Genomic DNA, 17,353 nt, shown 5'->3' with positions numbered 1-17,353 from the left:
ATTAATTTACAATGAATTACCGAGCAACAGAATTTAAAAATTTATTATGCTTGAAATAATATTTCAAATTAAGTTACAAAACTTTTTCATAACAGACACTTTTATCAATTCCGATGTACTGTCCATAATTTGGAATTCTGGTGTAACCGCTCTTTTCATAAACGAACAATGCCTCATTCTGCTCGCGTGAGCTTTCCAGCACTGCTTTTGTATAATTAAATTCTTTTGCCCAGATTTCCAGTTCTTTAACGATGGCTGTTGCTAAACCTCTCTTTCTGAAATCAGGATTGGTGTACATTCTTTTAATTTCAACTGTTTCTTCGTTAAATTTTTTGAATGCTCCACAAGCTGCAGGAATTTCATCTATATAAATGACAATACAGTTTTTGATCATATCAATCTTGTTAAACTGATCGTAAAAACCATGATGTTCCCCATTACGAATGGCTAAATCCGCATCCAAAAGCTTTACTAAATTTTGAAAATCTTTATTGGAAGAATCTGTTCTTTTAATTGTCATGGCAATGGTTTTAGGCTAAATTAAAGATTTTGTTTTTAATTTTTAATACTTTTACAGTGGTGATGTTTTTTTTGAACACAAATGACATTAATATTTCACAATTCAACACAAATATTTTTTTTAAATCTTAAAAATAAAAAAGACTTCCATTTCCGGAAGTCTTTGTGTTATTTACTTATCTGATGAAGGCATTGGCGGTGGTGGAGATTGTAAATATCCTGAACTTTCTAAGTCAGCATTAACCGTTTGCATTACGCTCATCCCCCAATTTTTACTTTCATTTTGAATTTCAGTTATCATATCAAATGAATTTTGAATGAGTTTTTTACCTACTTCTGTTTTATAAAAAGCTAGTAATTCTTCAATTTCCTTTTCACTAAATCGACTGTCATATATGTTAATCACTTTATTCAAAAGATCATCAATATTAACTTTTCTTTCAATACTTTTCCAAGCGCTTTCAGGAACATGATTATATTTTTTCTTATAATCAGCAATAATATTTTTCTCGACTTCTTTATAAATAGGAAAAGTTCCATTTAAAGAAATAAGTTCTTTAATCTTATCTTGCTTTGTTTGTGAATAAGAATTTATACAAAACAAAATCATTGGTAATAAAATAATTTTTCTCATTTGTTTTTTTAAAATTAATTAACTATAAATTTTCTTTCATTTATCAATTCTGCGATTGCAAGCATGTCTTGTCCAATCAATCTGTCATCTTCAAGCTTAGCTACTTTTGAACGGAGAATTGCGAAGTTTTCTTCAATAATTTTTGAACATTTTGCTGGTCTTCGGAATTCTAAACCTTGTGCCGCAAACATAAGTTCAACCGCTAAAATATTGACCAAATTTCCAAGAACCTGATTGAATTTCCTTCCGGAAATACTTCCCATCGAAACATGATCTTCCTGTCCTAAACTCGTCGGAATAGAATCCGCAGAAGCCGGAAAACATAATGTTTTATTTTCCGTAACCAACGCAGCAGAAGTATACTGAGGAATCATAAATCCTGAATTTAAACCTGAACTTTCCGTTAGCAATCTTGGTAAGCCGTATTTTCCTTCCAGCAACAAGTAACTTCTTCTATCTGAAATATTTCCCAGTTCAGCAGCAGCTAAAGTTGCATAATCCAAAGGTAAAGCCATTAATTGTCCGTGGAAATTTCCTCCGGAAATAGATTCGTCCGCGCTTAAAACGATTGGATTATCCGTTACCGAATTCAGTTCTGTTTCTGCCATCATTTTCAGATGTTCGAATGCATTTCTGCTTGCTCCGTGAACCTGCGGAACACATCTCATAGAATACGGATCCTGAACACGGTCGCAGTATTCGTGTGCTTTAAGATTTTCAGAACTTTTTAAAAATTTAAGCATTCTTGCCGCTACTTTTTTACTTCCTTCAAACGGACGGATCTCATGCAGTTCTTTTTTAAACGGACTGGCTGAACCTCTGTATGCTTCAATACTCATTGCCGCCGTCATATCCGCAAGATCAAGCAAATATTCAAATTTTTCTAATCCTTTAATCGCATGAGCAAGAATAAACTGCGTTCCGTTGATTAATCCCAATCCTTCTTTCGGTCCTAAAACCAAAGGTTCGAGATTATTTTTTTCTAAAATTTCGGCTGTTTCAAAAATTTCATTTCCAACCCAAACTTTTCCCAGCCCTAAAAGCGGTAAAACAAGATGCGCCAAAGGAGCCAAGTCTCCCGAAGCTCCTACAGAACCCTGCTCCGGAACTACCGGAATAATATCTTTTTCCAGCATCAGGATCAATCTTTCGATCACTTCCAGAGAAACTCCGGAAAAACCTTTTGACAATGCATGAACTTTCGCTATCATCATAATTTTAGAAAGTTCTTTATCAATTGGTTTTCCTACACCTACCGCATGGGAAATAATTAAATTATATTGCAACTGCGCAGTTTCATCCGCCGATATTTTTGTATCGCAAAGAGGTCCGAAACCAGTATTGATTCCATAAACGCATCGGTCTGATTCTACAATCTGCTGTACATTTTTCTGGGATTTTAAAATCTGTTCTTTAGCGGTTTTGTTTAATTTAGCTTTATTTGGAGTTTTGCAGATCTCCAAAACATCATGGAAACTGAAAACATCTACACCGTATATCATTCTCAAAATTTTGTCTTAAAATTACGCATTTGGCAACGATTGGAAAAACTAAATTTCAACAGCATATATTTTTCTGAAAATAAGTGAATTAATTTGCTATTTTTACCGCAGAAATATAAAAATTAACATCCCCATGAAACTTAAAACTTTAGTGTTTACGCTGTTTTTGGTAAGCACAGCATCTTTCGCACAGAAAGTAAAATACTCCAAAGAAGAAATTAAAAAAATGGAACAGTACCTTTTTAACGAAGGTTTTAACGCTCCCTCTGTAAAAAAAACTTCTACCGTAATATTAAAGGACGGAACAACACACAAAGGTTTCTGCAGCAAAACATATACGAAAAAAGGTCAGATTTTCGAGGTTACCCTGAAAGACAGCATTTCTAAAAAGCCATCGGTATTTGTTGCCGATAACATCAGCGAAATGTATCTGTATCCGAATGAGGCGGAAAAAGTCGGGAAAGTTTTTAAATACATGGGAAACATCAGAAATTATCAGACCAAGAAATTAAAAAACTCAACCACAAAAGACCGCATTCATTTTGTAAATCAGAATGTTTCCCTTAAAAATAAGAAGGAAGACAAAGAATTCTTAATGCAGGTCATCAATCCGGATTTTGATGATATTATTTCCGTATATCATGATCCGAGAGCAAAAGAAACCGGCGGATTTTCGGTGATGGGTTCTCCGCAGTTGGGAGGCGGCGTTACAAAATCCTACTACGTAAAAAAAGGAGACAAAGTGATGTGGCTTCATAAAGATGATTTCGAAGACAATTATGATTTTCTTTTTGGCGACAATCCTGAGTTTATGAAAAAATATCCTAAGAATTCTGTGGAATGGGATTATTTCAGCTTTTTAGTGTATCAGTATACAGAAATGACCCAAAGCTAAATTTTTAAGTACAAAAGAATAAATCGTTATAAAGAAACTGTTTAATTACAATCAATTTTAACAAACATTATAAAGCTGCAGTATTTCTGCGGCTTTTTTTATGCTTCTAAATTCCGTAGTTTTGTTATATGAATCCTTCTTTAGAATTACAACTCAAAACTTTACCTTCCGAGCCCGGTGTTTATCGTTATTATGACAAAAATGATCAGCTTTTGTATGTAGGAAAGGCTAAAAATCTGAAAAAAAGGGTTCTCTCGTATTTCAACAAAAATCTTTCAGGGTACCGCATCAAAATCATGGTGGGAAAAATCCAGCGGCTGGAAACAACGATCGTTAACAGCGAATATGATGCACTTTTACTGGAAAATAATTTAATTAAGGAACATCAGCCGTTTTATAATGTCATGCTGAAGGATGACAAGACGTATCCGTGGATCTGTATTAAAAATGAAGATTTTCCGAGAATTTTTCTTACCCGTTCCAAAATTAAAGACGGTTCCGAATATTACGGACCTTACGCAAAAGTGCGTCCTGCAAAGATTCTTCTTGATACAATAAAGCATATTTACAAATTAAGAACCTGCAATCTCAATTTAGCTCCGAGTAAAATTGATGAAGGAAAATACAAGGTCTGTCTGGAATATCACATCAAAAACTGTGAAGGCCCCTGCGAAGGGCTGGAAAGCAAAGAAGATTATGATGAAAAAATAGATGCCATCCGCGGAATTATTAAAGGAGATTTCCGTAAAGCGAAAGAATATCTGGTGAACCAGATGATGAAATATGCAACAAATCTTCAGTTTGAAAATGCACAGATCATCAAGGAAAGAATTGATGCGCTTGAAGATTATCAGACTAAAAACACGGTGGTGAATCCGAGTATTGATGATGTGGATGTTTTTGGAATGACAAGTGACGAAACGGCTGCTTACGTTAATTTCTTTAAAATAAGGAACGGAAATATTATCCAGAGTTACACTACTGAGATCAAAAAAATCCTTGAGGAAAGCGACGAAGACATTATGGAGCAGGCTTTGGTGGAAATCCGTCAGAAATTCGATTCCCATTCAAAGGAAGTGCTTCTGCCTTTTCATCTGTCTATTGAAATTCCGAATGTAAAACTGATCGTTCCGAAAGTGGGCGATAAAAAACGAATCGTTGAGCTTTCCGAAAAGAATGCGAAAGAATACCGTTTAGAAAAATTAAAACAGGTTCAGATCGTTGATCCGGAAAGGCATACGAACCGAATTATGTCTGAAATGCAGAAATTGCTGAGAATGCCTGTTGAACCACGACACATCGAAGGTTTTGATAACTCAAATATTCAGGGGACAAATCCTGTTTCTGCGTGTGTTGTTTTTAAAGACGGAAAACCAAGCAAAGCCGATTACAGAATTTTTCATCCGAAAACGGTGGAAGGTCCCAACGATTTTGCTACAATGGAGGAAGTGATCTACCGCCGCTACAAAAGAATGCTGGATGAAGGGGAAGATCTGCCTCAATTGATTTTAATTGACGGTGGAAAAGGTCAGTTATCTTCTGCGGTAAAAAGTCTGAGACTTTTGGGATTATACGGAAAAATTACCATTGTAGGCATTGCAAAACGTCTGGAAGAGATTTTCTTTCCGGAAGATCCTATTCCTTTATATTTGGATAAAAAGTCTGAAACGCTGAAGATTTTGCAGCGTGTGAGAGACGAAGCACACCGATTTGGGGTGAAACATCACAGAACCAGAAGAAAAAATTCTACGATAAAATCTGAACTGGAAGAAATTCCGGGAGTTGGGGAAAAAACAATTGAATTATTGCTTTCAAAATTAAAATCAGTCAAGAGAATTAAGGAATCTAATCTTGAGACATTGGAGGAGATTTTAGGGAAAAGCAAAGCTAAAATAATTTATGATTTTTTCAACGAATAGAGATAAACATAAAATAAATTATAATTAATAAATAATTTTATGAAAATAATTTTTATAATATTTGTTAATTTAAATATTTTTTATAAATTAGATCAGGTTAACAATCACTTAACTCAAAAACTTCTTCATATTTAAATTTACAAAAAAAGTCCTCGTTATGAGGACTTTTGATTTTATGTATTATTGCTGTTACTTCTTATAAAATATTTCTTTGCTATAATCTCCGCCGGAAACAGGCATTTCAATCACGATATTTCCATTTTCGTAATAACCTAAAGTGGATTCTCCGTTTTGAAGTTTTACTCTGAAAACATCGCTTTTCGTTGTAGCCTTGAAAGTCGCAAACGGCGAAGAGCTGTTAGAATTCACCAGAATAAACTGAGAATTATCGATCTGGATCTTCTGAAGGTCTGTTTTTCCATTGCTGAATTTCAACGCCGTATTGTCTACAAATGAAGATGAGTTATTGGCAACAGTCTGTGCAGAAGTTGTGGTTACGGCTTCCTGAACTTTTGCCGGAGAAGTTTGCGCTACAGGATTAGCAGGAGAAATAGACACAAAAGTCTGTTTCAGTGCATCCTGATAACCTTCTTTGTATTCCTTAATGTTGGAAGCTCCTTTTGCAGATGAAACCACCTTATCGTTACAGTCTTTAAACTGAACCAAAACTTTGTTTCGTAAAAAACCACTGTCGTTGATGATATCTGCCATCAGAACATTGCACGGATTACTTTGCGCTTCAGCTGGCCATTGTAACTTATCCGAAGGAATTACTGTATAATTTTTACTTCTTAAAGTTTTTGTAAGCATTTCTCCCAAACCAAAATCTTCTTTAAATGTTGTAAATTTTGAAGGAAGAGAGATATATTTATAATCCGAAACCTTTTGTCCGAAAGCAAACATCGAACTGGCTGTTAATATGATAAGCGATATTTTTTTCATTTAATTTTAAATTTAATCGTTTCTGAACTGCCCGATATCCAGTTTCAGGGAAAAGAAATTGGAATAGAAATTAGATCCTCCGATTCCGGAATTGGTAATTGCATAATCCAGCGTAAGACCTCGGTATCTGATCCCGATTCCTGCACTTGGCTGGAAAGAAACTTTTCTTCTGAGATCCTCAATATCTGTAATCGACTGGAATCTGTTAACTCCCAATCTCACGAAAATCATTTTTTGGTAACCTAATTCTGCTCCTGCATATGGCGTTAAACTGGCAAAATCGGTAGAAACCAATGCGGCAGTTTTTGCGAAGTCTACGTTAATTCCCGCTTCTGGCAAAACGTAAACACTGCTGTTGATTTCAAACATTTTGCTTACGCCTGCATTTAATTTAGGCATCGTAAGTTCCATTTTATCTTTTGGCGCAGGGTTGAATTCTTCTCCGTTAACCACTGTGGAAAGTTCTTTCTGGTTGACGCTCCAGAAGTTCACGGTAGTGGTTGCATCTCTCAGCATCCCTCCCAGTTTCCAGCCGTTGTCCATTTTATAAATAGCTCCCACATCGAAACCGAAACCATATCCGTTGGCGAATTTCCCTACATTTCTGTAAACGATTTTAGCGTTAATCCCCACATCAAGCTTCTGATTTCCTCCCGGGTTGAATGCATAAGAAAGAATTGCGGCGTAATCGGACTGAGAGAATTTAGTGATTTTATCATAATCAATATTTCCTTCGGTGTCGATTAACTGTGTGGTATTTAATATATTATCTACTCCTAATCTTACAACAGAAACTCCGAAAACTCCCGTTTCCAGAACTTTGGCGTAAGCAAGGTAATCGTATTTTGCGATAGATTCGAAATATTCGGCGTGCATTGCTGCGCCCTGCCAGTCTTTTTCCACGCCCATTAATCCTGCGGGATTCCACATCGGAGAATAGACATCATCCTGATTGGAGATTACTGCGCCTCCCATCGCAAGACCTCTTGCTCCGGCTCCGATGTTCAGAAATTCGTTGGAATATTTTCTGATGATCTGGGATTGCGATATCCCGAAAACCAGAGAGAATGCAAGTAAAAAATATTTTTTCATCATATCAATTGATGCTTAATTTAAAGTTTTTTGTTTTTTAGCTTTTATCAATCCGTTAGCAATGATTGCCAGTATCATAACTCCTGAAGCGATGTAAAAAATCGGGCTCATGTGTTCTGATTCCCCAAAGATAAAAAAAGCTAGTATAATTCCGTAAACCGGTTCTAAATTAACTGTTAAAATTAATGTAAAAGGCGAAATATATTTCATGAGATTCACCGATTCCAACATCGGAAAAGCTGTGAAAACACTTGCCAGTACACCTATTAACGCAATATCGCGGTAACTTATTTCATTTATCGAAAAAAATTGTCCTGAGAAGAGATAGAATATTAATAAAATAAACCATCCTGAGAATATTTCATAAAAAATAATGTTTCCTGAGCTTGTTTTTCCAAACATCTTTCCGTTGAAAACCGAAAAAACGGTTCCGAAAATGGCACACAACACTCCGTAAAATATTCCTTCTTTGTACTGAAATTCTGTTTTAAATATTAATAAAATACAGGCGACAATTACCACTCCCATCACGACTTCCGAAATATCAATCTTTCTTTTGAAAATCAAAGGTTCCAGAATGGATGCAAATAAGGTGGATAAAGACAGACAGCTTAATGCAATGGAAACATTGGAAATTTTAATGGAGTAAAAAAAGCAGTACCAGTGAAGTGCCATCGAAAAGCCGATTGCAGCCAGCTGGAAAAATACTTTCTTCGAAACTTTAATGCTGTCTTTTTTAAAAACACGGATGTACACAAAAAGACAGATCGCCGCAAACAGCATTCTGTAAAAAACCAGAATGTCTGCATTTGCATGAATCAGCTTTCCCAAGATTGCCGTAAATCCCCACAAAAACACTATCAAATGCAATCTGAAAAGAGCCAATTTATGCATACCCTACCTTCTTATACTATTTTTGCAAAAATACAAATAGGTTTTACATTTCGTGTAATAATTTTCCAGTAAAACATTTTGATTTTGTAATAAAATTTAAACCATAAATCATTGTAAGAGAAAAAGGTTTGCGGTTCCTATTTAACATAAAATAAAAAAAACCCTGAAAATTTATTCAACTTTCAGGGCCTTCAAATAATAAACTATTAAAAAAATAAACTAGGAACTTAGAGGAAGTAAAGATTTCACTCTCACTTTCTCTATTGTAAAGTTAGCAAATTACGAACCATAAAAAATATATTTTTTGTTAAATATTTCATAAAATTCTGAAAACCAATTTATTAAACATTTGTTTACATCCATTTTCATTCCATGTAAAAAATAGTATCTTTAAACGGAAAAAATTGAAATTTTTATGGACATTGAATTCAACAAAAGAGAAGATCAGAACAGATTAAAATTATCCGAAATCAATCGCTTATTGACAGAAATTAAAAAGGGAGGTGGTGAAAAGAGGCTGCAGAAGCTTCGTGAAGAGGGAAAAATGACGGCAAGAGAAAGAATTGACTATCTTCTTGATAAGGATTCTGATTCCATAGAAATTGGTGCTTTTGCCGGATATGAAATGTACGAGGAGCACGGAGGCTGCCCAAGCGGGGGTGTTGTTGTGGTGATTGGGTATGTTTCTAAAAGACAATGCATCATTGTGGCAAATGATGCTTCTGTAAAAGCGGGAGCGTGGTTTCCGATCACGGGTAAGAAAAACCTGAGAGCTCAGGAAATTGCCATGGAAAACAGACTTCCGATTATTTATCTGGTGGATTCTGCGGGAGTTTATTTACCGATGCAGGATGAGATTTTCCCTGATAAGGAGATGTTTGGTAGAATTTTCAGAAATAATGCTAAAATGAGTGCTGCAGGAATTATTCAGATTTCTGCTGTGATGGGAAGCTGTGTTGCAGGTGGCGCTTATCTTCCGATTATGAGTGATGAAGCGATGATTGTTGAGGGAACGGGTTCTATTTTCCTTGCAGGAAGTTATCTGGTAAAAGCAGCAATCGGGGAAAGTATTGATAATGAAACTCTGGGAGGGGCCACTACACATTGTTCGATTTCGGGAGTTACAGATTACAAGGCTAAAGATGATAAGGATGCGCTGAACAGAATTAAGAATATCATGAAGTCTTTAGGAAGTACTGAAAAGGCAGGTTTTGACAGAATTGAAAGTGCTCAGCCGAAAGAAAAGACTGAAAATATTTTTGGGATCATGCCTGTTTCAAGAGCGGATCAGTATGATACCTACGATATTATAAAATGTCTTGTAGACAATTCTGAGTACGAAGAATATAAGCCTGATTACGGGAAAAGTATTATCTGTGCGACTGCCAGAATCGACGGCTGGTCTGTAGGAATTGTAGCGAACCAGAGAAAGCTTGTAAAAAGCGGAAAAGGGGAAATGCAGTTCGGAGGGGTAATTTATTCTGATTCTGCGGATAAGGCTACCCGATTTATTGCGAACTGTAACCAGAGAAAAATTCCTTTGGTGTTTTTACAGGATGTCACCGGTTTTATGGTGGGTTCTAAATCTGAACACGGAGGAATTATTAAGGATGGCGCAAAAATGGTAAATGCTGTTTCTAATTCTGTAGTTCCTAAGTTCACGATTATTACCGGAAATTCTTACGGAGCCGGAAATTATGCGATGTGCGGAAAGGCTTATGATCCAAGGTTAATTGTTGCGTGGCCATGGGCAGATCTTGCGGTAATGGGCGGTGCACAGGCGGCAAAAGTTTTGGCACAGATTCAGGAATCAACATTGAAAAAACAAGGAAAAGAAATTTCTGAGGAAGAACATAAAGAAATTCTGGATTCTATTTCAGCAAAATATAAGAAACAGACGGAAGCAACATATGCAGCAGCAAGGCTGTGGACGGATGCAATTATTAATCCTGTAGATACCAGAAAATGGATTTCTATGGGAATTGAAGCGGCGAACCATTCTCCGATTACTGAGAAGTTTAATCTGGGAGTTATACAGGTTTGATGATTAATTAATTACAATTGTAATTTGTATGCATGAATAGATTAATCTGCCAGAATTCTTTTTAACAGAAAAATGTTAAACAGCTTTCAACAAGATTAATTAGCCTGTCCGTTTAATAGAAATCAACTTATAATTTTTAGCTTTTTATTAATAGAATATCGATTCATTTAGCGATTTATCTATTTTGAAGGAAAGTGAGTTACGACATTTATTAAACGGGCATTCAAAATAATTTTATTATAAAAACACAAATAGTTATTATGCATTACAGAAGTCCACATTTTTCTTATCATGAAGCGAAAGGAATTTTAATAAGATTAAAAAGGCTTTTCAATATATATGCTCTCAGCCTTTGTATTGTGTTTATTTTTAACACTATACTTGTTTATACTTATGGTTTATACTTTTTAACCTCCATTCTGCTTACTTGTACAGCATTCATTTTATATTTAGTTCTTTCGAAAGCTATTTATTATTCACTCACATTCATGTATATTGCTTATGCTCTGTTTTCAGTGATCATATTTTATGTAAGCTCTTATGTGGGAATTAAATCCGGTATAGATCTGTACTATGTGAGCTTAATACTCTGTATTCCATATTCTGTTAATCTCAAGCTGCAATCCAGAAAAATGATGCCTATTTTCATTTTCATCTGCATTGAACTTTTAATTAATTTTTGTACAGACCATCGTCTTTTTTACAATCGTTCTTTGCCACAGGGACTGCAATCTAAAATATTTAAAATAAGTATTCTATTCAATATTTTAAACACGATTATCAGTACTATATTAATGCTTAATATTAAAAATTTTGTTCTCAAATTATATAAAACGAAAATAAAAACTGAGTCGAAATTACAGGAATTTGTAAATAAAAATAATGTTTCTCCTGATGATCTGTACGATTTAAATAATCTTGCCAAAGAAAACAGTTCTTTGTTTTTTCTGAAATTTTCTCAAACTTTTCCTTTTTTTATTCAAAAAATTAAGAAAAACTATCCTTCGCTAACTCACAATGAAATCATGGTATGTGCTTATCTGAAGCTTAATTATTCAACAAAAGAGATTGCTATCTATTCAAACTCGAGCTTAAGATCTATTGAGAATAAGAAGTACAGAATCAGAAAAAAAATAGAATTAGAATCTAAGGAGGATCTTGCTCTTTTTATTTCGAATTTCTAATTATAACTGTCCATAACTCTTTGGTATTTTTTGCAATATCAGGATTTAATGATTTTTATCCATCTAAAGCTATCATTTAAAGAATTGCTCTAAAACAAGCTGATTATACGAAGGATAAAGATAACCGAAGTCTTCAATGTTATCTTTTTTGATTGAATATCAGCGGTTGTATCTGTGTCTAATCTCAAAATTATTATTCGACAATTTCTACACACTTAGTTGTCTTCTTCAGGGTAATCTGTGAGTTATTTAAAGTCCGTGAAATATTTAAATCTTGATGTATTTTGAGATGGTTACCCAATCTTTTCCGTATTTGAATAAGTTTTGGCTAAAGCCCATTGTTTCTTAATTACTAAAATGAACTAAAGCCCAATCCTATTGATATTTTGTATTGTTTTTTCATCGAACTCATGTTCATTAAAATTCAGCTTTAAAAATTCAAATACTTCATAATACTGTCTCTTCTTTTTTATTGAAGAAACAGATAAAAATTGGGTCATCTATTTAAAAATGATTTTCGAATCATATTACTTCGTTTTCGTGTCGCTTTTCAATATACTTCATTGTACTTATTTAACATTTTGCCTACTCAAAAATAAATATAATTTACTCAAAAAATAAGTAAACCTATATTACATAAAAACATAATACACTGTAATTCAAAAATTTAAAATTCAAAAAAAATCACAAAGTAGATGTAAGTATATGGAATTTTCTCATCACAGGTTCATCTCTTTTATCTTTGAAACAGATGTTTAAAAAAACGCAGCCATACATTTTTCTTTATATTATGAATACAGAAAACAGCATATTATCAATTACAAAATAAAAGTAAAAGAGGTATAAAAACATCTATTATCATAGTATTAATTATAAAAGTATAAACCATTTATATTCTTTATTAAGTCAACACAGGCATCATTAAACACTAATTATTTTAATAAAATTTATAAACGCAGGCATGAAAAAAATGATATTTAAAAATGATATAAAGTATTTGTATACATTTATATTGTTAGCATTATTTATTCCGGGCAATATATTTGCTCAGGCGACATTAGAGTTTACTTCCGGAGCGGGGAACCCTACAGGTAGTGGTCCAACAGTTACTAATCAGGTTATTACCCTTCAAAAAAATACCGATAATCCTACAGGTAATACTTTTACAACATTTACGCCTACTACAACTGCTACATTTTCTTTAACAAATCAGGTACAAACAATGACTCCATCGCCGAATGTTGGAGTTGTGTTTGGCGGAACTAGCAATACAGCAGGATCATCTTTAGGCTCTTTTTCTCTATTTCCACTTATTAATTCCGTAGGATCTACAGGCAATACTAATTTCACTTCTGCAAATTCTAGCGCAGGTAGCGGGATAGAGGTTTCCGCAAATAGAAATATCACTGTTTATGTTTCAACATATCCCCTGCTTCAGGCTAATGCCCCACTTCCCTCAACTACATCTGTTAAATACAGATATGCAGATTTAGTAATTAATTTTAATAATCCCGTTAATAATCCAATAATCCATTTTGGAGGTTGTGGAGGAGGAACAGCAGGCGCTAGCGGAAGTTATTTATTACTTTCAGCAGAATTTGAACTTATGGATGCCGGCTTAACTTTAACAAGATTATCCGGATCTACAGAATTTACAGTTCCTACTCCATCCACCATTATAAATGGATCCAGTCAGTATAGTTCCGTTACGGGTTCTGGAGGTATGAGCGGATCAGTAAAAGTAAATGGGGAAAACATATCTTCTGTAACTTTTAGAATTTATTTAAGTGCTCAAGATAATTTATCTACAGCCGGATTACCTGCTGATTGGAATGCGGGTAATGGTTCTAATTTTCATACCGGAGATTTATTCACTATTGGTGTATCTGTGGGTGCTTGTAATGCAGGATTTACTGCTCCGGTATTAAGTGCAACCTCTATATCCAATTCCTGCCCTGCGACAACAGTAGATCTTAATTCTATACATACAGGCACAGTACCTAGTGGATCCAGTTTAGTTTGGTTTACCGATAATGCCCATACTGGGACAGCCTATGCTACACCTGCTGCTGCTGCTGCTGGTACCTATTACGCTTTCTATTACGATGCAGCCAATAATTGCTATAGCCCCGTATCTACACCTGTTATAGTAACCATTTCTACTTGCTCCGCAGCTTGTTATAAGCCAGCTGTTACATCAGGGACTGTACTTGATACTAAATTTGGTATTACGGCACTTGGCAGAGCGGGAGCAAATAATAGCAACTGGCCAATGGTAAGAAAAGGTGCATGGATTGCTCTGGAAGCCAAAACTAAAGGATTCGTTGTAAACAGATTGACAGCAGCACAAATAGCGGCAATACCTACTGCAAACTGCGTAGAGGGAATGATGGTATATGACACAACTAACAGCTGCCTGAAAATATATACCACTACTGATAATGGTGGTACATATAGCTGGCAATGTTTTAACACACAGACTTGTCCTGATGCAATTCCTATCGGAGCAGTTACAGGTATTAATTGTAATGGTGCTACGAATAATGGTATTCTTGTTTCCGGAACTACTGCTTCTGGCGTGAACTCTGTAATATCTTATACAGGAGGCAATGGTGCCGCTTATAGCGGACAGGTATTGGCTTCCACCGGTGTGACCGGACTTACTGCCACTTTAGCTGCAGGAAACTTTGCTTCAGGATCTGGAACGTTAACTTACGTTATTACAGGTACACCAAATAGTTCAGGCACTGCAAGTTTTACCATTAATATTGGTGGGCAGTCCTGTGTTTTAACAAGAACTGTTGCTGCCTCTGCAATAAACGTAAGAATAGCTCAATACGGACCATTTACCATCGGAAGTGCGGATCATCCTAATTTTAAACTTCAGCTTCTTAATACATCTAATTATGGACCTTCGGGAACATACACAGGAGCTTCAGGCTTTACCTTTACAGATATAACATCTACTCTTGGTACTCAAACGGCAGCACAGCTTAAAAGTAATTATGATATTATCAATACCGGATATCTTGCAATGACAGTTGCTCAGGCTCAAACTATTAAAGATTTTGTAAATCTCGGAGGTGTAGCAATTGTATTTTTAGACTCAACATCAAAAGACTTTTCATCCATATTCAATATTTTTGGACATACAGGAACTTCAGGAGATGGACAACAGCTAGCCACAGCTTCTTCTACAGAAAGTCTTAGCAGCTACTTTGGCAATACTTTAGGCGTGGCACTTTCAGGTTCAGATACTATGGGTAGAGTAATTTCATCACAGCTTCCTGCCGGCAGCAGAATTATAGCTACAGAAAATACAGGTGGGGGAATAGCAGTCTGGACAGTAGGAGGATATAACGGGAAAGTGATTTTTGTATGGGATGAAGGACTTTTCCGAAATCCTATCTCAGGAGCAAATATTGATACTGATCAGGAAAAATTTGTACATAATCTTATGGCTTACGCTATTGACAAAGCCAGAGGACTTTAAATGCAATTAATAAAAAAGATACATCTGTTAAACACAAGTGAGGAAGAGATCCTATTGCGGTAGAAATATCCTGCCGCAAAGGGTCTCAATAAAAACAATAATTTTTATACAAATGAAAAAGACCATATTATTCACATCATTATTTACCTCTTTACTTTCTTTTTCACAGGTAGCAATAGGTAAATCTAATATCACAAACCTATCTGTTTCTTTAGAATTTGGTAACGGAAACAGGGGCATATTACTCCCTTGGGTAACATCTGTCTCTAGTGTTACCGGTGCTGTAGATGGCACTATCATTTATGACATTACAGATAAAAAAATAAAATATTTAAAAGCTGGATCCTGGTTTGATCTTACGATAGATAATACAGGTATTGTTGACACTTCTCTGCAAAACACACTTACCGATGTATCTTCTGCCAAAACCTCGATAGGTACAAATGCAGCAACAGATTCTACACCTGGTATCCTGGTTCTTACCGACACAAATAAAGCAATGGTTTTACCAAAAGTTTCCAGCCCTCATCTTAATATCATTAGCCCATCTTCAGGAATGATGGTATATGATACAACAGCCCATCAGCTTGCCGTATTTAACGGTACGGTATGGAGCTTTTGGAAACCATAATCTTTCAATATTATATTATCAGTAGCCTTCAGCATAATCAATTGTTGTTATCTGTAAAGATTTTCTGCACTGCAATTTGGCTGGAGGCTTATTAAAAAATCCCCATAATAGATTGGCTCTTAATCATGGGGATTTTTTAATACATATTATTATGAAAAGAACACGCCCGTTCTGAATCTTTCCTTATTCAGTTTTTTATTCACAGCCAATCCCCAAAGAATAAATTCTTTTAAAAATAAAAGATCTTCAGGCTGTGTATTAGGTTGATATTTCTCAATGATATCGTCCAGCGGAGTGATTCGATTTAGATTTTTCGCGTAGACTTCGTCCGGAGATTCGTCGGTAATTTCTAAAAATCCGTCATCCTGTAAAAACCAATCGGTGATCTGGCTGAATGGTCCGTCTACATTCTTTTTCTCCAGTTTTTCTATTTTGGGGAAATACGTGGTAAACAAAGTTTTTACCGCATTATCTATTAAAAGTTGCGCCACAGATTCTGCTCCCTCCTGCTCTCCTTCATACACCAATTCTACCTTTCCTGTAATTGCTGGAATGACGCCAACAAAATCGCTCAGCCTTACTGAAGTCTTTTCTTCTCCGGTCAACAAGGCTCTGCGTTCTGCGGTACTTAACAAATTCTCGAATGCCGTGATGCTCATACGCGCACTTACACCACTTTTTGCATCTACATATTCACTTTCACGGGCTTCAAAACCAATTTGTTCCAGAAGATCTTTAGCCAAAGCCGGGACATACACTCCTTCTTTCTGTCGGCTGTCCAGACTGGATTCATATTTTGTAATTTCTTTCGCAATATTGATATTTTCAGGATAATGTGTTAAAATCTGCGATCCGATACGGTCTTTCAGAGGAGTAACAATACTTCCTCTGTTGGTATAGTCTTCAGGATTTGCCGTAAAAACAAACTGAATATCCAAAGGCATTCTCACTTTAAATCCACGAATCTGAACATCGCCTTCCTGTAAAATATTAAACAGGGAAACCTGAATTCTCGCCTGTAGATCCGGCAACTCGTTAATTACAAAAATACAGCGGTTCGCTCTCGGAATCATTCCAAAATGGATCACGCGGTCGTCTGCGTAAGAAAGTTTAAGATTAGCGGCTTTGATAGGATCTACATCACCAATAAGATCGGCAACGGTAACATCCGGAGTAGCCAGTTTTTCGAAAAATCTTTCATCGCGGTGAAGCCATTCAATGGGTGTATTATCGCCTTCTTTTTCAATTAATTCTTTTGCAAACCGTGAAATCGGGCTAAAAGGATCATCATTAATCTCGCTTCCGTCCACATAAGGAATCCATTCATCCAACAAGCTTGTCATCATTCTTGCCAGTCTTGTTTTGGCCTGACCTCGCAATCCTAATAAATTGATGTTATGCTTACTTAGAATGGCATGCTCCAATTGAGGAATTACCGTGTTTTCGTATCCGAAGATTCCCTCAAATACAGATTCTTTATTTCTAATTTTAGTTTTTAAGTTATCCCGTAATTCGTCTTTAATATGTTTTGATGTATAACCTGATGCTTTCAATGCACCAAGCGTTTTTATTTCTGGCTTTGCAGTCATTGTATTTAAATCTAA

The 17,353-nt window shown here is 35.4% G+C and carries 13 protein-coding genes; 6 read left to right on the top strand and 7 right to left on the bottom strand.

Annotated features, from left to right (window positions below; all coding sequences use genetic code 11):
• Positions 1 to 73: 73 nt before the first annotated feature.
• The 3 genes from KKI44_RS17555 to hutH form a co-directional block, all read right to left on the bottom strand.
• On the bottom strand, positions 74 to 520 hold the full coding sequence (locus tag KKI44_RS17555; protein ID WP_214588518.1) for a GNAT family N-acetyltransferase: 447 nt from the start codon (positions 518 to 520) through the stop codon (positions 74 to 76).
• Positions 521 to 691: 171 nt separating this feature from the next.
• Positions 692 to 1,153: a DUF2059 domain-containing protein gene (locus tag KKI44_RS17550; protein ID WP_214588517.1), complete on the bottom strand. Its 462-nt coding sequence runs from the start codon at positions 1,151 to 1,153 to the stop codon at positions 692 to 694.
• Positions 1,154 to 1,167: 14 nt separating this feature from the next.
• On the bottom strand, positions 1,168 to 2,655 hold the full coding sequence (gene hutH, locus KKI44_RS17545; RefSeq protein WP_214588516.1) for a histidine ammonia-lyase: 1,488 nt from the start codon (positions 2,653 to 2,655) through the stop codon (positions 1,168 to 1,170).
• Positions 2,656 to 2,788: 133 nt separating this feature from the next.
• On the opposite strand from hutH, the gene KKI44_RS17540 reads away from it, so the two are divergent.
• Together KKI44_RS17540 and uvrC are read left to right on the top strand one after the other, a co-directional pair.
• The gene (locus tag KKI44_RS17540) at positions 2,789 to 3,550 is read left to right on the top strand and encodes a hypothetical protein (protein ID WP_214588515.1); all 762 of its coding nucleotides are present in this window, start codon (positions 2,789 to 2,791) and stop codon (positions 3,548 to 3,550) included.
• A 128-nt stretch (positions 3,551 to 3,678) separates the two neighbouring features.
• On the top strand, positions 3,679 to 5,469 hold the full coding sequence (gene uvrC, locus KKI44_RS17535; protein WP_214588514.1) for an excinuclease ABC subunit UvrC: 1,791 nt from the start codon (positions 3,679 to 3,681) through the stop codon (positions 5,467 to 5,469).
• Positions 5,470 to 5,658: 189 nt separating this feature from the next.
• Here uvrC and KKI44_RS17530 read toward each other — a convergent pair whose 3' ends face one another.
• The 3 genes from KKI44_RS17530 to KKI44_RS17520 are packed head-to-tail and all read right to left on the bottom strand — an operon-like array spanning position 5,659 to position 8,397.
• On the bottom strand, positions 5,659 to 6,411 hold the full coding sequence (locus KKI44_RS17530; RefSeq protein WP_214588513.1) for a hypothetical protein: 753 nt from the start codon (positions 6,409 to 6,411) through the stop codon (positions 5,659 to 5,661).
• A 12-nt stretch (positions 6,412 to 6,423) separates the two neighbouring features.
• Positions 6,424 to 7,506, bottom strand: coding sequence for a PorV/PorQ family protein (locus KKI44_RS17525; RefSeq protein ID WP_076396673.1), 1,083 nt, complete (start codon positions 7,504 to 7,506; stop codon positions 6,424 to 6,426).
• A 12-nt stretch (positions 7,507 to 7,518) separates the two neighbouring features.
• Entirely contained in the window at positions 7,519 to 8,397 is an 879-nt protein-coding gene (locus tag KKI44_RS17520) for a DMT family transporter (RefSeq protein WP_214588512.1), read from the bottom strand.
• Positions 8,398 to 8,812: 415 nt separating this feature from the next.
• Here KKI44_RS17520 and KKI44_RS17515 point away from each other — a divergent pair, with 415 nt between their 5' ends.
• The 4 genes from KKI44_RS17515 (at position 8,813) to KKI44_RS17500 (ending at position 15,749) form a co-directional block, all read left to right on the top strand.
• Positions 8,813 to 10,441, top strand: a complete 1,629-nt coding sequence (locus KKI44_RS17515) for an acyl-CoA carboxylase subunit beta (RefSeq protein ID WP_214588511.1) — start codon at positions 8,813 to 8,815, stop codon at positions 10,439 to 10,441.
• Between the two features lie 488 nt (positions 10,442 to 10,929).
• Positions 10,930 to 11,625 carry a helix-turn-helix transcriptional regulator gene (locus KKI44_RS17510; protein WP_214588510.1) on the top strand — a complete coding sequence of 232 codons (696 nt, stop codon included), beginning with the start codon at positions 10,930 to 10,932 and terminating at the stop codon, positions 11,623 to 11,625.
• Between the two features lie 961 nt (positions 11,626 to 12,586).
• Positions 12,587 to 15,118: a hypothetical protein gene (locus KKI44_RS17505; RefSeq protein ID WP_214588509.1), complete on the top strand. Its 2,532-nt coding sequence runs from the start codon at positions 12,587 to 12,589 to the stop codon at positions 15,116 to 15,118.
• A gap of 112 nt (positions 15,119 to 15,230) precedes the next feature.
• Positions 15,231 to 15,749, top strand: coding sequence for a hypothetical protein (locus KKI44_RS17500; protein WP_214588508.1), 519 nt, complete (start codon positions 15,231 to 15,233; stop codon positions 15,747 to 15,749).
• Positions 15,750 to 15,898: 149 nt separating this feature from the next.
• On the opposite strand, the gene KKI44_RS17495 is transcribed toward KKI44_RS17500, so the two are convergent.
• A complete protein-coding gene (locus KKI44_RS17495; RefSeq protein WP_214588506.1) occupies positions 15,899 to 17,338 on the bottom strand; it encodes an AAA family ATPase in 1,440 nt (479 codons plus the stop codon).
• Positions 17,339 to 17,353 lie beyond the last annotated feature (15 nt).

The organism is Chryseobacterium sp. ZHDP1 (assembly GCF_018603435.1).
Lineage (GTDB): Bacteria > Bacteroidota > Bacteroidia > Flavobacteriales > Weeksellaceae > Chryseobacterium > Chryseobacterium indicum.
The sequence above is the reverse complement of the archived record's forward strand: the minus strand, read 5'-3'. Positions and strand labels throughout refer to the sequence as shown.

What these genes read in the sequence shown, in the direction of transcription:
- KKI44_RS17555 (WP_214588518.1), bottom strand. Translation starts at nt 520, where the DNA reads ATGACAATTAAAAGAACAGATTCTTCCAATAAAGATTTTCAAAATTTA.
- KKI44_RS17550 (WP_214588517.1), bottom strand. Translation starts at nt 1,153, where the DNA reads ATGAGAAAAATTATTTTATTACCAATGATTTTGTTTTGTATAAATTCT.
- hutH (WP_214588516.1), bottom strand. Translation starts at nt 2,655, where the DNA reads ATGATATACGGTGTAGATGTTTTCAGTTTCCATGATGTTTTGGAGATC.
- KKI44_RS17540 (WP_214588515.1), top strand. Translation starts at nt 2,789, where the DNA reads ATGAAACTTAAAACTTTAGTGTTTACGCTGTTTTTGGTAAGCACAGCA.
- uvrC (WP_214588514.1), top strand. Translation starts at nt 3,679, where the DNA reads ATGAATCCTTCTTTAGAATTACAACTCAAAACTTTACCTTCCGAGCCC.
- KKI44_RS17530 (WP_214588513.1), bottom strand. Translation starts at nt 6,411, where the DNA reads ATGAAAAAAATATCGCTTATCATATTAACAGCCAGTTCGATGTTTGCT.
- KKI44_RS17525 (WP_076396673.1), bottom strand. Translation starts at nt 7,506, where the DNA reads ATGATGAAAAAATATTTTTTACTTGCATTCTCTCTGGTTTTCGGGATA.
- KKI44_RS17520 (WP_214588512.1), bottom strand. Translation starts at nt 8,397, where the DNA reads ATGCATAAATTGGCTCTTTTCAGATTGCATTTGATAGTGTTTTTGTGG.
- KKI44_RS17515 (WP_214588511.1), top strand. Translation starts at nt 8,813, where the DNA reads ATGGACATTGAATTCAACAAAAGAGAAGATCAGAACAGATTAAAATTA.
- KKI44_RS17510 (WP_214588510.1), top strand. Translation starts at nt 10,930, where the DNA reads ATGTATATTGCTTATGCTCTGTTTTCAGTGATCATATTTTATGTAAGC.
- KKI44_RS17505 (WP_214588509.1), top strand. Translation starts at nt 12,587, where the DNA reads ATGAAAAAAATGATATTTAAAAATGATATAAAGTATTTGTATACATTT.
- KKI44_RS17500 (WP_214588508.1), top strand. Translation starts at nt 15,231, where the DNA reads ATGAAAAAGACCATATTATTCACATCATTATTTACCTCTTTACTTTCT.
- KKI44_RS17495 (WP_214588506.1), bottom strand. Translation starts at nt 17,338, where the DNA reads ATGACTGCAAAGCCAGAAATAAAAACGCTTGGTGCATTGAAAGCATCA.